Annotated in this window: 19 protein-coding genes; 9 read left to right on the top strand and 10 right to left on the bottom strand. The window is 51.9% G+C overall.

Going from position 1 to position 18430, the window contains the following annotated elements:
* Nucleotides 1-67: 67 nt before the first annotated feature.
* The 5 genes from pgpB to yciH all read left to right on the top strand — a co-directional run bounded on the left by pgpB (nt 68) and on the right by yciH (nt 3717).
* Nucleotides 68-835, top strand: coding sequence for a phosphatidylglycerophosphatase B (gene pgpB, locus HV340_RS12030; protein ID WP_020882442.1), 768 nt, complete (start codon nt 68-70; stop codon nt 833-835).
* Nucleotides 836-983: 148 nt separating this feature from the next.
* Complete coding sequence (locus HV340_RS12025) at nt 984-1292, top strand: LapA family protein (RefSeq protein WP_013096374.1); 309 nt, start codon at nt 984-986, stop codon at nt 1290-1292.
* 6 nt (nt 1293-1298) lie between these two features.
* Complete coding sequence (gene lapB, locus HV340_RS12020) at nt 1299-2468, top strand: lipopolysaccharide assembly protein LapB (protein WP_014170367.1); 1170 nt, start codon at nt 1299-1301, stop codon at nt 2466-2468.
* A 185-nt stretch (nt 2469-2653) separates the two neighbouring features.
* Nucleotides 2654-3391: an orotidine-5'-phosphate decarboxylase gene (pyrF, locus tag HV340_RS12015; protein WP_059306768.1), complete on the top strand. Its 738-nt coding sequence runs from the start codon at nt 2654-2656 to the stop codon at nt 3389-3391.
* On the top strand, nt 3391-3717 hold the full coding sequence (yciH, locus tag HV340_RS12010; protein ID WP_014170365.1) for a stress response translation initiation inhibitor YciH: 327 nt from the start codon (nt 3391-3393) through the stop codon (nt 3715-3717). The genes pyrF and yciH overlap by 1 nt, the downstream gene beginning before the upstream one ends.
* Before the next feature lie 104 nt (nt 3718-3821).
* Here yciH and osmB read toward each other — a convergent pair whose 3' ends face one another.
* From osmB to HV340_RS11995, 3 genes are all read right to left on the bottom strand, one after another.
* Nucleotides 3822-4040 carry an osmotically-inducible lipoprotein OsmB gene (gene osmB / locus HV340_RS12005; protein WP_008501216.1) on the bottom strand — a complete coding sequence of 73 codons (219 nt, stop codon included), beginning with the start codon at nt 4038-4040 and terminating at the stop codon, nt 3822-3824.
* Nucleotides 4041-4303: 263 nt separating this feature from the next.
* Nucleotides 4304-5056: a DNA-binding transcriptional regulator YciT gene (locus tag HV340_RS12000; protein ID WP_020882444.1), complete on the bottom strand. Its 753-nt coding sequence runs from the start codon at nt 5054-5056 to the stop codon at nt 4304-4306.
* 43 nt (nt 5057-5099) lie between these two features.
* On the bottom strand, nt 5100-5282 hold the full coding sequence (locus HV340_RS11995; protein WP_025204000.1) for a hypothetical protein: 183 nt from the start codon (nt 5280-5282) through the stop codon (nt 5100-5102).
* 192 nt (nt 5283-5474) lie between these two features.
* On the opposite strand from HV340_RS11995, the gene HV340_RS11990 reads away from it, so the two are divergent.
* On the top strand, nt 5475-6341 hold the full coding sequence (locus HV340_RS11990; protein WP_059306769.1) for a crotonase/enoyl-CoA hydratase family protein: 867 nt from the start codon (nt 5475-5477) through the stop codon (nt 6339-6341).
* Here the strand turns inward: HV340_RS11990 and pdeR are convergent.
* From pdeR to fabI, 4 genes are all read right to left on the bottom strand, one after another.
* Nucleotides 6338-8329, bottom strand: a complete 1992-nt coding sequence (pdeR, locus tag HV340_RS11985; RefSeq protein ID WP_025204002.1) for a cyclic di-GMP phosphodiesterase — start codon at nt 8327-8329, stop codon at nt 6338-6340. The two genes, HV340_RS11990 and pdeR, sit on opposite strands and share 4 nt — an antisense overlap.
* A 324-nt stretch (nt 8330-8653) precedes the next feature.
* The gene (locus tag HV340_RS11980; RefSeq protein WP_059306770.1) at nt 8654-10588 is read right to left on the bottom strand and encodes an exoribonuclease II; all 1935 of its coding nucleotides are present in this window, start codon (nt 10586-10588) and stop codon (nt 8654-8656) included.
* An 88-nt stretch (nt 10589-10676) separates the two neighbouring features.
* Nucleotides 10677-11663 carry an oxidoreductase gene (locus HV340_RS11975; RefSeq protein WP_014170359.1) on the bottom strand — a complete coding sequence of 329 codons (987 nt, stop codon included), beginning with the start codon at nt 11661-11663 and terminating at the stop codon, nt 10677-10679.
* A 156-nt stretch (nt 11664-11819) separates the two neighbouring features.
* Complete coding sequence (gene fabI, locus HV340_RS11970) at nt 11820-12608, bottom strand: enoyl-ACP reductase FabI (RefSeq protein WP_020882447.1); 789 nt, start codon at nt 12606-12608, stop codon at nt 11820-11822.
* A gap of 317 nt (nt 12609-12925) precedes the next feature.
* On the opposite strand from fabI, the gene HV340_RS11965 reads away from it, so the two are divergent.
* Nucleotides 12926-13819: a helix-turn-helix domain-containing protein gene (locus HV340_RS11965; RefSeq protein WP_059306889.1), complete on the top strand. Its 894-nt coding sequence runs from the start codon at nt 12926-12928 to the stop codon at nt 13817-13819.
* 238 nt (nt 13820-14057) lie between these two features.
* Nucleotides 14058-15407 carry a GGDEF domain-containing protein gene (locus HV340_RS11960; RefSeq protein WP_047744895.1) on the top strand — a complete coding sequence of 450 codons (1350 nt, stop codon included), beginning with the start codon at nt 14058-14060 and terminating at the stop codon, nt 15405-15407.
* 52 nt (nt 15408-15459) lie between these two features.
* Here the strand turns inward: HV340_RS11960 and HV340_RS11955 are convergent, their stop codons facing one another.
* Nucleotides 15460-16284 (bottom strand): helix-turn-helix domain-containing protein, encoded by an 825-nt coding sequence (locus tag HV340_RS11955; RefSeq protein WP_059306890.1) that lies wholly within the window; start codon nt 16282-16284, stop codon nt 15460-15462.
* A gap of 72 nt (nt 16285-16356) precedes the next feature.
* Nucleotides 16357-16752, bottom strand: a complete 396-nt coding sequence (locus HV340_RS11950; protein ID WP_020882451.1) for a RidA family protein — start codon at nt 16750-16752, stop codon at nt 16357-16359.
* A 132-nt stretch (nt 16753-16884) separates the two neighbouring features.
* Here HV340_RS11950 and HV340_RS11945 point away from each other — a divergent pair, with 132 nt between their 5' ends.
* Nucleotides 16885-17475 (top strand): TetR/AcrR family transcriptional regulator, encoded by a 591-nt coding sequence (locus HV340_RS11945; RefSeq protein WP_020882452.1) that lies wholly within the window; start codon nt 16885-16887, stop codon nt 17473-17475.
* Nucleotides 17476-17622: 147 nt separating this feature from the next.
* Here the strand turns inward: HV340_RS11945 and sapF are convergent, their stop codons facing one another.
* Nucleotides 17623-18429 carry a putrescine export ABC transporter ATP-binding protein SapF gene (gene sapF, locus HV340_RS11940; RefSeq protein WP_014170351.1) on the bottom strand — a complete coding sequence of 269 codons (807 nt, stop codon included), beginning with the start codon at nt 18427-18429 and terminating at the stop codon, nt 17623-17625.
* Nucleotide 18430: the final 1 nt, after the last annotated feature.

Raw genomic sequence — 18430 nt, 5'->3', positions numbered from 1 at the left:
TCCGACATATCCACCCAACAGATGAATTTCAGTTATGATTGTGGTGCTTAGCGAAAAAGGAGAAGACATGCTTTCAATCGCCAGACGTACGGCAGCAGGTGCGGCCATTCTACTTATTATGCCGCTGGCCGTATGGGTCTCAGGCTGGATGTGGCAGCCGGGGCAGAACGCCACATGGCTGAAAACATTATACTGGATAACGGAGACGGTCACCCAGCCGTGGGGAATTATCACGCATGTGATCCTTTGCGCCTGGTTTCTGTGGTGTTTGCGCTTTCGTCTGCGTGCGGCGCTGATGCTCTTTGCGATACTGGGTGGGGCGATCCTCATCGGTCAGGGCGTGAAGTCCTGGGTTAAAGATCATGTCCAGGAGCCGCGTCCTTTTGTCGTCTGGCTGGAAAAAGCGCACCATGTTCCGGTGGATGAGTTCTACAATTTAAAACGTAAAGATCGTGGTGCGCTGGTCAAAGAACAGCTTGCGGAACAGCAGGATATCCCGAAGTTCTTACGTAAACACTGGCAAAAAGAGACCGGGTTTGCTTTTCCTTCCGGCCATACCATGTTTGCCGCCAGCTGGGCGTTACTGGGAGTAGGGCTGCTTTGGCCACGGCGACGTACTGTCACGATCGCGATTTTACTGGTCTGGGCCACAGGGGTGATGGGCAGTCGTTTGCTGCTGGGGATGCACTGGCCGCGGGATTTGGTGGTGGCTACGCTGATCTCATGGCTGCTTGTGACGCTGGCAACATGGCTTGCTGAACGCATCTGCGGTCCGTTAACGCCACCGCCTGTCGAGGAAGAAGAGATCGCCGAAAGGGACCAAAGCGACGCCTGACGGTTGATATTCCGTGTTTTGCCCATAAATCCATGACTGGCGCGTCACTTTTTCCGTTTCGCGCCCGTCACTAAAATGGTAGTTTATAAGGCTGATTGCGGCGAGTTGAACACACTTTATTCGCTTGAACCACATAACGGGAAGTAATGTGAAATATTTACTCATTTTCTTACTGGTATTGGCGATTTTTGTCATTTCAGTCACATTGGGTGCACAAAACGATCAACAGGTGACGTTTAACTATCTGCTGGCGCAGGGCGAGTATCGTGTATCGAGCCTTCTGGCGGTTTTATTCGCCGCGGGCTTTGCGATTGGCTGGCTGGTATGCGGTCTTTTCTGGTTGAAAGTTCGTGTTTCACTTGCGCGCGCTGAACGTAAAATTAAACGACTCGAACATCAAATTGCACCTGCGTCCGACATTCCGGAAAGCTCTGGTGTGCCGGTCGTCAAGGAATAATCGACTATGCTGGAGTTGTTGTTTCTGCTTTTGCCTGTAGCCGCAGCCTATGGCTGGTATATGGGCCGCAGAAGTGCGCAACAAACAAAACAGGATGAGGCTAACCGACTCTCCCGCGACTACGTTGCTGGGGTGAACTTCCTCCTGAGCAATCAACAGGACAAAGCAGTAGACCTGTTCCTCGATATGCTCAAAGAGGATACGGGCACCGTTGAAGCGCATCTCACCCTGGGAAACCTGTTCCGCTCGCGCGGCGAGGTTGACCGCGCCATTCGTATTCACCAGACCCTTATGGAAAGCGCCTCGTTGACCTACGATCAACGCCTGCTGGCGGTACAACAGCTGGGCCGTGATTACATGGCGGCGGGGCTGTACGACCGTGCAGAAGACATGTTCTCGCAGCTGGTGGATGAAACGGATTTCCGCGTCAGTGCCTTGCAGCAGCTGCTGCAGATTTATCAGGCCACCAGTGACTGGCAGAAAGCCATTGATACGGCCGAGCGTCTGGTGAAGCTGGGCAAAGATAAGCAGCGAGTTGAGATAGCCCACTTCTACTGTGAACTGGCCCTTCAGCAAATGGGCAACGACGACATGGACAAAGCCATGGCGTTGCTTAAAAAGGGTGCCGCCGCTGACCGTAACAGCGCACGTATCTCCATCATGATGGGGCGGGTATTTATGGCAAATGGCGACTATGCCAAAGCTGTAGAGAGCCTGTTGCGAGTTATTGACCAGGATAAAGAGCTGGTCAGTGAAACACTCGACATGCTGCAAACCTGCTACCAACAACTGGATAAGCAGGATGAATGGGTGGCGTTCCTGCGTCGTTGCGTGGAAGAGAACACCGGCGCGACTGCCGAACTGATGCTCTCGGACGTGGTTGAGCAGTATGAGGGCAGTGATACCGCGCAGGTCTATATTACGCGTCAGCTGCAGCGTCATCCGACCATGCGGGTATTCCATAAGCTGATGGACTACCACCTCAACGATGCAGAGGAAGGGCGCGCCAAAGAGAGCCTGATGGTACTGCGCGACATGGTAGGCGAGCAGGTACGAAGCAAACCGCGCTATCGTTGCCAGAAGTGTGGGTTTACGGCGTATACACTGTACTGGCACTGTCCTTCATGCCGGGCATGGTCCACCATCAAGCCAATCCGTGGCCTTGATGGGCAGTAATTTTTAAAAACGCTCTATTTTAGTTACAACATACTGATGGGTTTTCAGAAGCCGTTGAGTCCGTGCGGTTTGCCGGCCAGGCAGGAGAGTAAATCGATCCTGTCAATTTGCAGTGCTGGCAGGTAGAATGCTCGCCGTTTATCTGTTCCGCGCCGCTGCGCGCCCATAGACGAAAAGGGCTGGTCATGACGTCTGTTACTTCCTCCGCTTCCCGCGTAAATACTGATTCTCCTGTTGTTGTTGCGCTTGATTACAATAAACGTGACGCGGCACTGGCCTTTGTCGACGGTATAGACCCTCGCGACTGCCGTCTGAAAGTTGGCAAAGAGATGTTCACGCTGTTTGGACCGCAAATCGTACGCGACCTGCAACAGCGCGGTTTTGACGTTTTCCTCGACCTTAAATTCCACGATATCCCGAATACCACCGCGCACGCCGTGGCTGCTGCTGCAGAACTGGGGGTGTGGATGGTCAATGTGCATGCATCGGGTGGGGCAAGAATGATGACCGCGGCCCGTGAAGCGCTCCTGCCGTTCGGCAGCGACGCACCGTTGCTGATTGCGGTTACCGTGCTGACCAGTATGGATGAGAGTGATTTACGCGATCTCGGCGTGACGTTGTCACCTGCTGAGTATGCAGAGCGTCTCGCGCGCCTGACGCAAAATTGCGGGCTTGATGGTGTCGTCTGTTCCGCGCAGGAAGCCGTGCGTTTCAAATCAGAACTGGGCCAGGCTTTCAAACTCGTTACCCCAGGTATCCGCCCGGTCGGCAGCGAGGCAGGCGATCAGCGTCGCATTATGACGCCTGAACAGGCGCTGGCGGCAGGGGTAGACTATATGGTCATTGGGCGTCCTGTGACGCAGTCTGCTAACCCGTCAGAGACGCTCAAAGCGATCAATGCATCACTGAAAAAGGGGGCATAATGACTGATTCAAACAGTCGTCTGGTCTACTCAACAGAAAGTGGGCGTATAGACGAACCAAAAGCGAAAGCCGAGCGCCCGAAGGGGGACGGTATTGTTCGTATCCAGCGTCAAACCAGTGGGCGTAAAGGTAAGGGCGTATGCCTTATCTCCGGCATTGATCTTGACGACGCGGAACTGGTTAAGCTGGCCGCCGATCTGAAAAAGAAATGTGGCTGCGGTGGTGCCGTGAAAGACGGTATTATCGAAATCCAGGGCGATAAACGTGATTTAATTAAATCCCTGCTCGAAGCCAAAGGCATGAAAGTGAAACTGGCGGGCGGCTAAAATAGATGAGCCACGGCATTTGCCGTGGCTCTTTTTTTTACGTGCGCAAGTCAGACCTGAAATGCGTTCTAATATCGCAGTACCGGTGAAGGCTTATTTAATAATTATTTGCCGACCTGGTGACCGATAATACCACCGACAGCAGCGCCACCTAATGTACCCAGCGTACTACCATCTGTTAATACCGCACCGCCCAGAGCACCAGCACCGGCACCAATTGCGGTGTTGCGGTCACGTTTAGACCAGTTAGAGCAAGCGCTCAGGGACATTGCTACAGTGATTGCCAGAACAGCGGCGGCTAATTTTTTGCTGGTTAAGGTCATAATACTTTCTCCTGAATTATCGATTCACGGAAAGAGCTACGCTTTAAGTATAGACGAATTGAATACTTAAAAACTGTTTTCCGTGAAAGCTGGTCGCGCAGGCGTTACGTAATCACGCAGGTGATAGTCACTTCCTGTTATATCGCTAACATTAATTTTACGACTTTAAGGCGGGTTAAACAGGTAAAAACTCTTAAAGGAGGGTTAGGAATCATCTCAGACAGTAGGGACATAGGCGCCCGACATTCGGGCGCTTAAAGGACTCAGGACGACTTTTTAATAATATTGACGATAAGACCGTCATCTTCCAGTTTAATACGATGCTCATCGCTCAAACGTTCGTCGGTAATTACACGGCTAAAGCGAGAGACTGGCCCCATGGTATAAGGGTGAACGGCGCCAAATTTTGAGCTGTCAGTCAGCACAATGGCCTCACACTCTTTTTCCAGCACCGCATTCACCACATCAGAACGCATCATATCGCGGCCGGTGAAGCCCGTTTCTGGCTGCCAGCCATCAATACCAATAAAGGCCTTACTGAAATGGACCTGCTGAACATACTGGCGGGTCAGGGGGCCAACCATGCTTTCGCTTTTTTTCTGGTAAATGCCGCCCAGCAGGATCACCTCGCAGCGGGTCTCTTTGAGCAGGTGCGCGATATAGCTACTGACCGTGATGATAGTAACGTCTTTCTGTTCGGCAAGCGTGCGCGCCAGTAAGGCATTGCTACTGCCGTTTTCGATAAACACCGTCTCGCCATTGTTAACTAAAGACGCGGCAAACTCCGCCAGCTCACGCTTCAGGGCGTAGTTGTTCATCATGCGCGTCTCAACGTCCTCGCTATCGAGCGGGACCGCATATCCATGCGCACGACGCAGGTAGCTCTGTTTCTCCAGCAGGTTAAGATCCTGGCGGATGGTGACTTCTGAAACGCCGGTGGTTTTAGCGAGATCGACTACGCTGACGCGTCCCTGGTCAATGACCATCTGCAAAATGATTTGTTGTCGGGAATTCATAGCATCCAATTAATAAAGCGAAACAGGTTCGAAAACAGCAGGATCAAACTTCCCACGGCGCTTTTGGCTGTCCGTTCTCAGGCGCGTTTTCAGCACCCTTCTGAGCAAGAAGTTCAGACTTCAGGATCTCCAGATTACGGATCGCCGAGTGATAATCGCCTGCCACCAGGATATCCAGCACGGTATCAATACGTTGTGCTACAGCTTGTGCATCAATAGTAGACATAATCTCACCCCAGGTGCGAAAAGGTAATATTTTCAATGATGCAGAAAATGGGATCAAAAGAGAAGGGAAAAAATGCAATAACTAAATCACATAAATGAAAGTGATAAATTTATTCCCCCACATGCTGCGGGCTTAATGAGTGGATTAGTCTAAAACTGCGCGCAAGGCGCTTTTTCTGTGAGGAATTAGACTATGACAGTTATCAACCAGCCTACCTGCACCCTGTTTACCGATACTGAACGTTTCACACAGTTGTCAGCCTACTACGAGGAAGAGCGGCACACCATCTGGATGATGCTGCGGGCGCAACCTCGTCCTTGTTTTAATCATGCGTTAATTGAGGAGATCATGAACCTCTCCTGGCTGGTTCGCCAGTCCGGGTATCTTGTCGATTTTTGGGTAACCGGGTCACTGGTTCCTGAAATGTATAATGCGGGAGGCGATTTACAATTCTTCGTAGAGTGCATTCAAAATGGACGGCGTGAAGCGTTACGCGCGTATGCACGTGCCTGCGTCGACTGTGTGCACGCAGCGTCGCGGGGGTTTGATACGGGCGCGGTCTCTCTGGCACTGGTTGAAGGCAGCGCGCTAGGCGGTGGGTTTGAGGCTGCGCTGGCACACCATTTTGTTCTATCTCAGCGCGATGCCCGTCTGGGCTTCCCGGAAATTGCCTTCAACCTGTTCCCGGGCATGGGGGCATATTCGCTGGTCGCACGTCGGGCAGGGATGAAACTGGCGGAAGAACTCATCTACAAGGGAGAGTCGCATACGGCAGAATGGTACGAACAACATGGATTGGTCGATGTGCTGTTTGAGCCCGGGCAGAGCTACGTCTCCGTCAGAACCTTCATCGACACGCTGCGGCCGAAACTGAACGGGGTAAGGGCGATGTTGCGCGCCCGAACCCGGGTACTGCAACTGCCGCGCAGTGAACTGATGGATATCACGGAAGACTGGGTTGATGCGGCGTTTTGCCTCGAGCCAAAAGATATCGCCTACATGGAGCGTCTGGTGATGCTGCAAAACCGCCATCATGGGGCATTACGCAAAGCCAGTTAACGTTGTTTTCGCGACTGATATCGCTTTAGCCATCGCTCGAATGCGGCAGCGGGCATTGGCTTAGCGAAGAGAAAGCCCTGCCGTTCGTTGACGCCGTTCTTGGTCAGAAAGGCGTCTTCTTTCGCGCTCTCGACCCCTTCAGCAATGACCTGCAGGTTTAAGGCCTGTGCCACCGCGACGATGGCCCGCACCAGAGACTGGGAGATCGATTGTTTATGTATATCCCTGACGAAGGATTGATCGAGTTTAATGGCGTCGATAGGAAACCGCGCCAGTTGCGACAGAGACGAGTAGCCGGTACCGAAATCATCAAGATGAATTTGCGCGCCAAGTTTGCTGAACTGCTGGATCACAGAGAGCGCTAGCTCTTCGTTTTCGATAAGGCAGCTTTCCGTGAGTTCAACGTCGATAGGGCAGTATTCAAAATCCAGATCCTTCAGCGCCTGCTTTAAATCGCTGAAAATGGTCTGGTCGGCCAGCTGACGTGCGGAGACGTTGACCGCCACGCGCAGGTTAATCCCCTTATCGCGCCATTTAGCCACCTGGCGCACCACATCAAGCATCACCCAGCGGCCCAGCGGGACAATCAATCCCGACTCTTCGGCATAAGAGATAAACTCCAGTGGCGGGATCAAACCGCGCTCCGGCGACTGCCAGCGCACCAGCGCTTCCAGACTTCGGATTTCACCCCGCCAGGTAATTTTAGGCTGGTAGTGAATCAGAAGCTGATCGTTATCCAGCGCTTTACGCAGGTTGGTATCCAGCCAGAGATATTCAAATACGCGCTGGTTCATCTCAGGTGAGAAGACGCAGAACTTGCCCCGGCCATTCTCTTTCGCCGTGTACATGGCGGTATCGGCATTACGGATGACGCTTTCCCTGTCGTTACCGTGCTGGGGGGCGAGGGCGATACCGAGCGAGCAACCGGTGTAGATTTCTATCAGGCCGATTCTGAACGGCTGGCGCAGACGGGTTAAGATCCGCGACGCCATCGCTTCCAGAGAGCCCTGAGAGGTATCTGTGGCCATGACAATAAACTCATCACCACCGAGTCGCGCCAGCACCTGACCGTCATCCAGACAGCTCAGAATGGCCAGAGCGACAGCCTGCAATAGCTGGTCGCCAAACATATGCCCGTAGGCGTCGTTGACCTTTTTAAAGTTGTCCAGGTCGAGATACACCACGCCGACCTGCGTTTCACCGCGGCTGGCGATGGCATCTGAAATCAGTTCGTGGATCGCGTTACGGTTTGGCAAACCGGTAATGGTGTCGGTATTGGCCAGCACGCGCAGACGCTCCTGGGCGCGGCGCTCCTCGGTAATGTCGGTGCCGGAACAGATAAGGAAAATTTCATTTTTGCCGCTGCCGCTATGAACAAACTTGTTTCTGAACAAAAACAGCCGTTGCCCTTTACGCGTTTTGATCCAGCGTTCGACCTCGTAGGAGCTGCCGTTGCGAAAAAAACCGGTGATATTGCGCTTTGAAGCTGCCGCTTCGCTGCGGCTCATAAACAGCTTGAACACGTTCTGGCCAATAACTTCTTGTTCTTTCAGACCGGTATATTCTTCACTCAGCCGGTTAAAACGCTGAATATTACCGTTATGATCGAGAATAACGATGACGGAGTTGGCTTCAGAGACAACCTGCTCAGCAAAAGAGAGGCCCTGAGCCAAGTCACGAGCCACGGAGGGCGTATCGTTCCACGCTGACGCGGTGCCGGCCCATTCATTTCGGGTTATTTTGCGCCCCACAAGATGAACCGGGACATCTTCGCCGTACAACGAGAGCGTCATGGAGATGCTGGAAGTAATGACGGTTAACTGGCGGATGAGTTCGGCTTGTTCATCATCCAGCGCCACCACCTCAGTCACATCGGCATTTTCGCTGGCGGCAAGGTGCAGAGCGTTGCTGTCAGCTGTCATTCGCCACCAGGGGCTATGCGTACCCATGTAACGAAACAGCAAATTCTGCTCCAGATCGTCCATCATGTTTTCTCCCGCAGCTGCTCATTAGCGCACAAATCATTCATTTGCCGTCGACTTTTCCGTTGTGAAACAGCGGCAACCCCAAAATGAACGTCGTGTTTTTTCCCGGTTTTCTTATAAAAAACGCGTCTGGCGAAAAAGGATATTTATTGTATAAAAATTCACGTAACCGAATATAACGGCACTCTTTTACTGTAGATAATTATGGCAATTTTGGGCGGGAAGACGCTGAAAATAGTACGAAAAAATAATGATTTTGCGGCGGGGGTTCAAAAGAAAAATTGTCGGCGCTTCCCGAAGGGAAACGGCCGACAGTTTAAGCGGTTATCAGGCGACCGGGCGCGCGATAACGCTGCGGGTTTCCATACGAACTTCAGCGATGTGTACGTCAATCACGTCTGTGACTTTGTAAACTGTTTCACCTTTGATTTGCACAGTACCATTTTCCTGGCTGCAGACCAGTTCGTCACGGACGGCATGCAGGAACGGGGCAGGGATAAAGGCGACGGCACCGTTATCCACCAGGCGAACGCGCATACCGCCCCGGCTGATATCAATGATTTCTGCGGCGAAGCGAGTATCTGTACCCGCTTTATCCTGCAGGTAGCGTGCGTACAGCCAGTCTCCCACGTCACGTTCCGCCATACGGTTCAGGCGACGTCGTTCGGCCATCTGCAGGGTGGTGTCATTTTGCGGACGCGCAATGGACTCACCCTTAATGATCGCCTTCAGCAGACGGTGGTTGACCATGTCGCCATACTTACGAATAGGTGACGTCCAGGTCGCGTAGGCTTCCAGGCCGAGGCCAAAGTGTGGACCCGGCTCGGTGCTGATTTCAGCAAAGGACTGGAAGCGACGGATACGGCTGTCGAGGAAACCGGATGGCTGTGCATCCAGCTCGCGGCGCAGCTTACAGAAGCCCTGCAACGTCAGCACTTCTTCAGGGTCAACGTGCACATCGTGGTTCTTCAGCAGAGCCGCCAGCGCTTCGGTATTGGCCGGATCAAAACCGGTGTGGACGTTGTAAATACCAAAGCCCAGCTTGTCACGCAGGACGCGAGCGGCACAAATGTTGGCAGAAATCATCGCTTCTTCAACAATGCGGTTCGCAATGCGACGCGGTTCAGCCACGATATTCAGCACTTCGCCTTTCTCACCCAGCACAAAGCGATAGTCCGGACGATCCTTAAAGACCAGCGCATGGGTTTTACGCCACTCGCCGCGGTTCAGACAAATGCGGTGCAGCAGGCGGATCTGTGCGGCAATCGCGTCTGATTCCGGTTTCCAGGTGCCGGTATTCTCAAGCCAGTCGGAAACATTGTCGTAGGCCAGCTTGGCTTTCGATTCGATGGTTGCGGCAAAAAATTCAATATCGTCTTCGATCCCGCCATCGGCGGCGATGGTCATGCGGCAGGCAAGGACCGGACGCACTTCATTTGGACGCAGTGAGCAGAGGTCATCAGACAGTTCGCGCGGCAACATGGGGATGTTGAAGCCCGGCAGGTAGTTAGTGAACGATCGGACTTTTGCCATATCGTCCAGCTTGCTGCCTTCAACGATCCAGGCGGTGGGATCGGCAATGGCGACGGTCAAATGCAATTTGCCATCAGCGCTCTCTTCCGCATACAGCGCATCATCCATATCTTCTGTGCTGGCGCTGTCGATAGTGACAAACTCCAGGGCAGTGAGGTCGCGACGCGTCAGGCCTTCGTCCTGCATTTCAGTCGCTACGCCGTCTGGCGCTTCTTTCTCAAGATTATGGCGTGCAAGCGTCACCCACCATGGCACGAAATGGTCGTCGCCAAAGGTGATGAACTGGGTCAGTTCAGCATAAAAGCCACGATCGCCTTTCAGAGGATGACGGCGCATTTCTGCTACGGCCCAGTCACCTTCTTTGAAATCATGCTCAACACCACGGGCGGCGCGGCAAGGAATGGCATCTTTCAGCAGGGGATGATCCGGCACGATAGAAAGACGATCGTCTTTTCGCTGGACCTTGCCCACGAAGCGGGTCAGGAACGGTTCGATCAGTTCTTCCGGCTCGGCGGACTCTCGTTCCTTTTCGGTATGAATGACGGCCGTAATGCGGTCGCCATGCATCACTTTCTTCATTTGCGGTGGCGGAATGAAGTAGCTTTTCTGCGCATCAACTTCAAGGAAGCCAAAGCCCTTTTCCGTGGCTTTTACGACCCCTTCTGCACGCGGCGTCTGGGAATGCAGTTGCTGTTTAAGCTGCGCTAGCAGCGGGTTGTCCTGAAACATAATGTTCTATTTTCGTAGCCATTGAGCGGCTGACAGTTTTACGCGATTCTCACTGTCACAGCAAGCGGTCTTTGGGTAATTAGTATGGTTATTCCCCTTTGCCAAACGCGACTTTCAGGCGTTCAAGCCAGCCATCCATCGCGCTCCGGGTGAGCAGTTTTATCGCCCGTACCGCGGGCAGTCCTTGTTCAGTGAGCGGGGTGAACTGTGCGGCACTGAAGCGGTCCGGAGAACGCGTCAACAAGTCGATTGCCGCCGAAAGCGCCGGCGAATCAAGAGAAATATCATCATGGCTGTTTACCAGGATCTCACCCGTCAGGTCGAGCAGGATGGGCTCATGGCTGAGTACCGGCGTCAGCGCTTCAAGAGCGGGTTCGGCCTGCCAGCGGGAAAGCGATTCAAGCTGATGCGCGCTGGCATAACGCAGTTCAACGACAGGTAAAAGCGCCACCCAGGATTCAGGAGCGGCTGGCAGCGTGTGCGGCTGAATATGGTGGCCGGGTAGCCAGCGTACAGGATGCCCCAGCAGGGCCTGAAAGACGGCCACCACGCGTGCCTGAAAACCGATAAAGCCGATAATCTGATTAATAAGCACCATGTCGTAGGTTGTCAGGCCCACCTCATCAAGCTGCTGCTGTGCTTTATCATCGATGACATCAGGTGAGCTGGCGAGCTGACGGGCGTACTGGGTGATTTGTGCCAGGCGGCGGTTACTTTCGCGTGAGGAGTCAGGGCCGGGAAGCGGGGCGAGGAGGGCGGCATAGTGGTTACACAACCGTTGGACGCCACAGGCCTGCGCGACCGTTAATGCAGTACTCAATCTGTCGTAGGCGCTGAGCGTATGCAGCCGGTTAACGGAGATTGAGAGCGGAAACAACAGGTGGCATAAGGTTCTGGCAGGGGTGAGCCAGCCAGTACAGGCGGCGACAATCTCGTCAGGCAGGGCTAAATCGAGCAAAAAACGATCGTCGACGTTAGCGGCTTCGGGCACCAGAGGCAGAACATCTGTCTGCGCGTGGTTTGACTGGGTTTCGTGGTACCAGTGGCCTTTGCCGGAAAAACGGCGTTGTTCCATGGGCGTTCCTTGATCTCAAAATGGCGATCAATATCCTGGCGTAAGGCAGATGTGGGGAAAAATATTGTTAGGTGATAACAAATAGCTGAACGGAATAACGAAGGGGTCGGGCGGAGGAAGGAAAACTCTCTTCCCGTGAGGGAAGAGAGTCACAGCTTATTTAATTTCCAGCTCGTTCATTGCAGCGATGTTGAAGCCGCCGTCAACGTGAACCACTTCGCCGGAGATACCCGCGGAAAGGTCAGAGCACAGGAACGCTGCAGAGTTACCCACATCTTCAATGGTAACGGTACGACGAATCGGCGTAACCGCTTCGCAGTGCGCCAGCATTTTACGGAAATCTTTGATACCGGAAGCTGCCAGGGTACGGATTGGACCCGCGGAGATAGCGTTCACACGCACACCTTCTGGACCCATCGCGTTCGCCATGTAGCGGACGTTTGCTTCCAGAGACGCTTTAGCCAGACCCATAACGTTGTAGTTAGGGATAGCACGTTCTGCGCCCAGATAGGACAGGGTCAGCAGAGCTGCGCCTGGGTTCAGCATCGCACGGCAAGATTTAGCCATTGCCACGAAGCTGTAGGAGCTGATGTCGTGAGCGATTTTGAAGCCATCACGGGTTACCGCGTTCACGTAGTCGCCGTCCAGCTGATCGCCAGGAGCGAAGCCGATGGAGTGAACGAAACCGTCGAATTTCGGCCATGCTTTTGCCAGTTCAGCAAACATGCCATCGATGCTTTCGTCTTGTGCAACGTCGCATTCCAGAACAAGGCTGGAACCCAGCTGCGCGGCAAACTCTTCTACACGGCCTTTCAGCTTGTCGTTCTGGTAGGTGAACGCCAGCTCAGCGCCTTCGCGATGCATAGCCTGTGCGATGCCGTATGCGATGGACAGTTTGCTGGCAACGCCAGTTACCAGAATGCGCTTACCGGAAAGAAAACCCATAGATTTAATCCTTATATTCATTGCTTATTTTTTGCCTTGTAAATCATAGCATTACAGGCAACATTTCAAAGTCATTCGAAATTAGCTCGAAATTATATCCCACTCAATACCCCTTGTGTCACGCTATTTCTCGCTCAAAGCCCGTGACGTATGTCATGGAAGGGGGTGAGCGAACGCGTTATCACGCTGTTTCACAGGCATCCGTCCATTATATCACTGCGCGACCGGTTCGCCTCATCCAACCAGAGGCGGGCGTTTTTGCGCAAAATGATCCGTTCAGTGGATTTTACGTATTACAATCCAGTTAGAGTCAAAACATGAAAGAAATCATTAACAAACACGTTATAGACTGGGTTGAAGATAATATTTTATCTCTGGAGCATATCGATCGGCTGGTCGTAAAAACGGGTTACAGCAGAAGGACGCTCGAAATCTGGTTTAAACACCAATACCACCAGTCGCTGGGTGAGTATATGCTCAGGAGACGAATGAGCTATACCGCGTCTTTATTAAGGATGACGTCTCTGCCGGTCACCGAAATCGCTCACATTTTTCAGTATCATAGTGGACAGGGTTTTGCCCGCGCGTTTAAGAAATTGACCGGGAAAACACCGTCTCAATATCGAAGCGATGAAATATGGGACTTCCAGCGTTACCATCCTTCACTGTTATTAGAAGGGCTCCGTAAACCTGACGTGAAGATATGTCGGCTGGCGCGGACGTTTTCCTATAACGATACCCTGACGGAATATGATCATATTTTTAATCCTGCGATACAGGATGTGACCAAAAGACTGAGAAAACTTTTGCTTGATCATCGTAGGGAGGTAAAAGAAATCGCCATCAGGGGACGGCGTCCAGAAGGCCTGGATAAAAGCCGGGAAAACATGGCTGAAGTCATAATTGATTATCTGTCACCGGATAATACGTCGCACCAAAAACAGGAATATCATTTTTCCGGTAAATATGCCGTTATGCGGTATGACGGTAGCTGGTGCGCCTACGGTAAGCTCAGCAAAAAGAACTATTTTTATAACCGCTATAGACACCAGAATCTCGCCGTTCCTGCCTCTCATGTGGCAGGCCAGACGGAGCTGGCAACGAGCCTTGCGCTTTCGGAATCGGTTTATCAGACGTTTCAGAACAATAAGCGGCTGTATGTAGACTTCAATAGCCACGGCGATGTGGTGAATGTCAGCACATGGCGCTAGCGTTGCCTCTGGCCTTGCCGGTAAGAGTGATCTCACTGGTGAGTAAAGCGCAGTAGGGAATATCCCGGTTCGGTACGACATCGACCGGGATAATCCACTTCAACAGACTGAGGTCGGTTAACTGAAGCATCTGAAAAGAGGGTGGCAAGCCTGACCGGTTTGCCCCTCGATGTTAAGCAGAGAATGGTGTAAATCGCTCTGCCGTTTCACGTCTTTTATTTATGCGGTATTAATGAACATGAATAACATTACGTTGGCTGAGAAAATGATCGTGCTGTCCGGTGCGCTGCTGTTTGCACTGATGATCGCGGTGAACTCCTTTTTTGTTAATGATAATCCAGGTTTCAGGGTACCCATGACAACCTATTTGATCGTCATGATTGCGCTATTTTTTCTGGATACCATTATCTCTATTTTTATCCAGATGCAGTATGCGTCTGACCGATCTCATTTATCCCTGTTAATCCTGAGCATGGCGTTTCTGAGCGGTCTCATCTATTTCATAGAAACGATTATCGTCATTCAGCTTCCTGAAGACGCAGGGTTAACCCATACGCTAAAAACTAACGATACGGCGGTATTTTATTTTTTCCGCCAGTTAAGTTTTATTTTTTTGCTGGGGCTTGCTGTATGGGTGGAGAAACACACGGCACGGCGACGGTTCACATTACGGAATAAGGTCTGGCTGGCGCTAATATCGTTAATCCCACTGGTTATGTTCCCGGTGCTGGCCCATGCGTTGAGCAGCTACAATCCAACCTGGACATTAACGATAGCCGCGTATCGCCCCGATCAGTATCATCCTGTCTGGGATGTCCGCTACGTTAACGCTCTGATAGTGCTCTGGTCGGCCCTGGCCTGCTACATGACTTACGTGACACGCTTTTCATCTGGCGTCTGGAACAGCATCATCGTGGTGTGCCTTTCTGCGATCACCTATAACTTTTTCCTGCTCTTACTCGATACGTATAACCTGTCGCTCTGGTATATCAGCCGGGCGGTAGAAGTGTTCAGTAAACTATTTGTTATCTGTACCTTACTGTTACATGTCTTCAGCTTGCTGAGATTTTTTGGCGATCGGGTTAACCGCGATCCCCTGACACAGATCTTCAACCGCAAGTACTTTTTTGAGGCACTTCAGCGGCTCCGCATGCTCAGAACAGAAAAGGGCACCAGCATTATGATGCTGGATATCGATAACTTTAAGACCATTAATGACACCTGGGGACATCCTGTGGGGGACCGCGTCATTCTGGCGGTCGTGGATATTATTAAAGACAGTATTCGTGATAACGACGTCTTTGCCAGACTGGGAGGTGAGGAGTTTGGCCTGCTGTTGCCCGACACGGACAGGAGTATGGCCGTAGCCGTCGCAGAACGTATTCGCAAGAATGTTGAGCAACGCACCGGGCAGGGTAACCTGTACGCGGTGCCCCTGACGGTAACATTAAGTATTGGCGTGTGCTCAGCCATTCAGGAAAACGTCAACAGTAGCGATATCATTCGTGATGTGGATGAAGCACTGTATGAGGCCAAGCACGGTGGTAAAAACAGAACCGTGTGCAGACAGGCCGCAGGGTCGGTCTGATCCGGCGTTGCGCGCCTCCCGCGGTGTGATTTACGCGCAAGAAAAAACGGGGTTATAACACAGGAATGTAAATATCAAAGTTAACGCGCTCATCGCTGCAGGCGTTAAAACGCATTAAATGAATGCCATCGCGCAACGTCAGGCGGTTCGTCACCATTGCCTTAACAAACGCAATTTTGTTATAGGCGCTATAACATTCCCAGCTGCCTTCAAAGGACATTTTTGCATATTTTCCGGTAAGTAAAAGTGTGTCTTTCTTTGTTGTTTTAGTGCTGTCTAAACAATATGAAATTAAGACTTCTACCAGATAGGAACGGCTTTTACCCAGACGTTCTGGTCGGCGCGGCACTATGGCAAGCTGTTGGATCCGATCGCGATTCTCAAGCAGGAGTTTTTTGATTTTTTTAGTGACATCGTGCACCGCAGTATCAAAAAGATGATCGTGCTCTATAATCTCATGGGTATACGGAAAAATCTGATTGAGTTCACAGAGTGTTATTTTGGGTGTTTGAAGATCGTCTAATAAAAATGAGGGCTGAAGGATATCAAAATCCCACTCTTTTGCATTTCTGTATTCAGAAGGGGTGAGTCCCGTCATCTTTTTAAAGGCTCTTGAAAACCCCTGGCTGCTTTGGTAGTGAAATAAATAAGCAATGTCCGTAACGGGAAGCGATGTCATTCTGAGCATGATGGCCGCAAGGCTCAGCCTTCTCCTTAGGATGTACTCACCTAAAGAGAAGTGATATTTCTCTTTAAACCATGTTTCGATGGTTCTTCTGCTATACCCGGTATCTTTAACCAGTTGATCAATATGTAAAATAGAAAAGTTATTTTCCTCTACCCAGGTGAGAATATATTTACTAATACTTTCTTTCATTCGATATCTACAGCGTGTGGCGTCATGACGTAATTAATAAATTGCCGGTGGGGATTATGCCGAATACTCGCTTTATTGCGGTGGGATTCTGGCAATGACCTTAATTTCAAAATCAAAGCCCGCAAGCCAGTTTACCCCCACAGCCGTCCAGTTCGGATAAGGGGGGCGGGGGAACGCTAATTTTTTGGCTTCCATGATGGTTGAAAACTGATTTTCAGGATCGGTATGAAACGTCGTCACGTCGATCACATCATCAAACGTACATCCCGCGGCAGAAAGCGTAGCCTGGAGATTATCAAAAGCCAGTTGTACCTGAGCGCCGAAATCCGTTTCAGGTGTGCCGTCGCTGCGGCTTCCAACCTGGCCTGAGACAAATAACAGATCGCCAGAGCGAATGGCAGCAGAATAGCCATGTTCTTCATAGAGGGCATGACGATTAGCGGGAAATACAGGTTCACGTGGGTGCATGGCATTTCCTTTTCGATTGGGGGTATTGTTGAGATCACGCGGTCGTATTAACATACGTGGCGTATGTCAAAATCTAAACCACATACGCCACGTATGTCAAACGGAAAAACACAACGTAACCAAGGACGTCTTATGGCTGCAAAAAGCCGTGCCGAAACGGCCCAGGAAAATCGCGAAAAAATGATTCAGGCAGGGCGCAAAGCTTTTGCCGAGAAAGGCTATGCCGCAGCCTCCATGGATGAGTTGACCGCAAGCGTGGGGTTAACACGTGGAGCGCTATACCATAATTTCACTGACAAGAAAGGCTTGCTGGCTGCGGTGGTCGCCCAGATAGACAGCGAAATGGCACGAAAGGCGAAGGCAATTGCCGCCAGCGCCGAGAATGACTGGGAGCGACTACTGGCCGAAGGCGTCGCTTACATCAAAATGGCGCTCGATCCGGAAGTGCAGCGTATTGTACTGCGTGATGGTCCGGCTGTTCTGGGGGACCCGGCCCACTGGCCCAGCCAGAATAGCTGCCTGGAATCTACCCGTCAGACCATAGAAAAAATGATTGAACGCAAGGTCCTGAAAGACATGGATGCAAACGTCGCTGCACAGCTGTTAAATGGCGCTGCGCTCAATGCTGCACTGTTGATAGCCGCCAGTGAGGATCCGCAGAAGACGTTGCCACATGCGATTGAGGTGTTTGTCCTGCTTGCAAGCGGGTTACGCCATCAGTGAAAGGAAAGGGTTAACGCGCGCGAGCTGCTATTTAACCCTTAAAGGAACGGGGGTGCCGGGGGCATTTTTGTCGGATAAGGGGCGTTAAAACGCCGCGAGGATTTCGCGTGTGGTGAGCGTTGTTAATCCGCCCCTTGCACCAACGCGCTAGCGGTCTTTTCTCCACGCGTCCGCGGTTAATGCTTCACCGAAATGGCCGGCGATCAATCGCTTAGTCAGTTCATGAAGCGGAGAGGCCATAACATCTGCGGTACTGCCACGTTCAACAACCTCACCCTGATGCATGACCATCACCTGGTCGCTGATGTGTTTCATCATCCCCAGATGTTGGGTCACGTAGATATACGAGATACCCTGTTTTTCCTGTAATTCGAGCATCAGGTTAATTAACTGCGACCGCATCGACATATCCAGCGAGGCGAGCGCTTCGTCGGCGATAATCACTTTCGGGCGCAATATCAGCGCACGCGCGAGCCCAAGACGCTGTTTCTGGCCGGGGGCGAGCATGTGCGGATAATAGCTCTCGTGATCGGGCAGCAGCCCAACCATCCGCAGGGTTTCAAAAACGCGTTTGCGTCGCGCTTCTGGCTCGAGATCGGTATTCAGACGCAGCGGAAAATCGAGGATTTGCGAAATACGCTGACGCGGGTTGAGCGATGTCGACGGATCCTGGAAGATCATGCGGATACGCTGGCTGCGGAAAGAGTAATCGCCGAATTCCAGCGGATGGTCATCTATCAGCACTTCGCCGCCGGAGGGTTCGACCATGCCTGCCAGCATCTTCGCCAGCGTGGATTTACCGGAACCGTTCTCACCGATGATCGCCAACGTCTGTTTTTCGCGCAGGGTAAAGCTGAGCGGCTTCACGGCTTCAACGGTCTGACGATGGAACAGCCCGGTACGGTAGCGAAAGGTCTTACTCAGGTTACGGACTTCCAGTAAGGTTTCGACCATT

The sequence above is a fragment of the Enterobacter sp. RHBSTW-00975 genome, assembly GCF_013615235.1.
Lineage (GTDB): Bacteria > Pseudomonadota > Gammaproteobacteria > Enterobacterales > Enterobacteriaceae > Enterobacter > Enterobacter ludwigii.
Note: the sequence above shows the minus strand (reverse complement) of the source record. Positions and strands in the feature narration are given on the sequence as shown.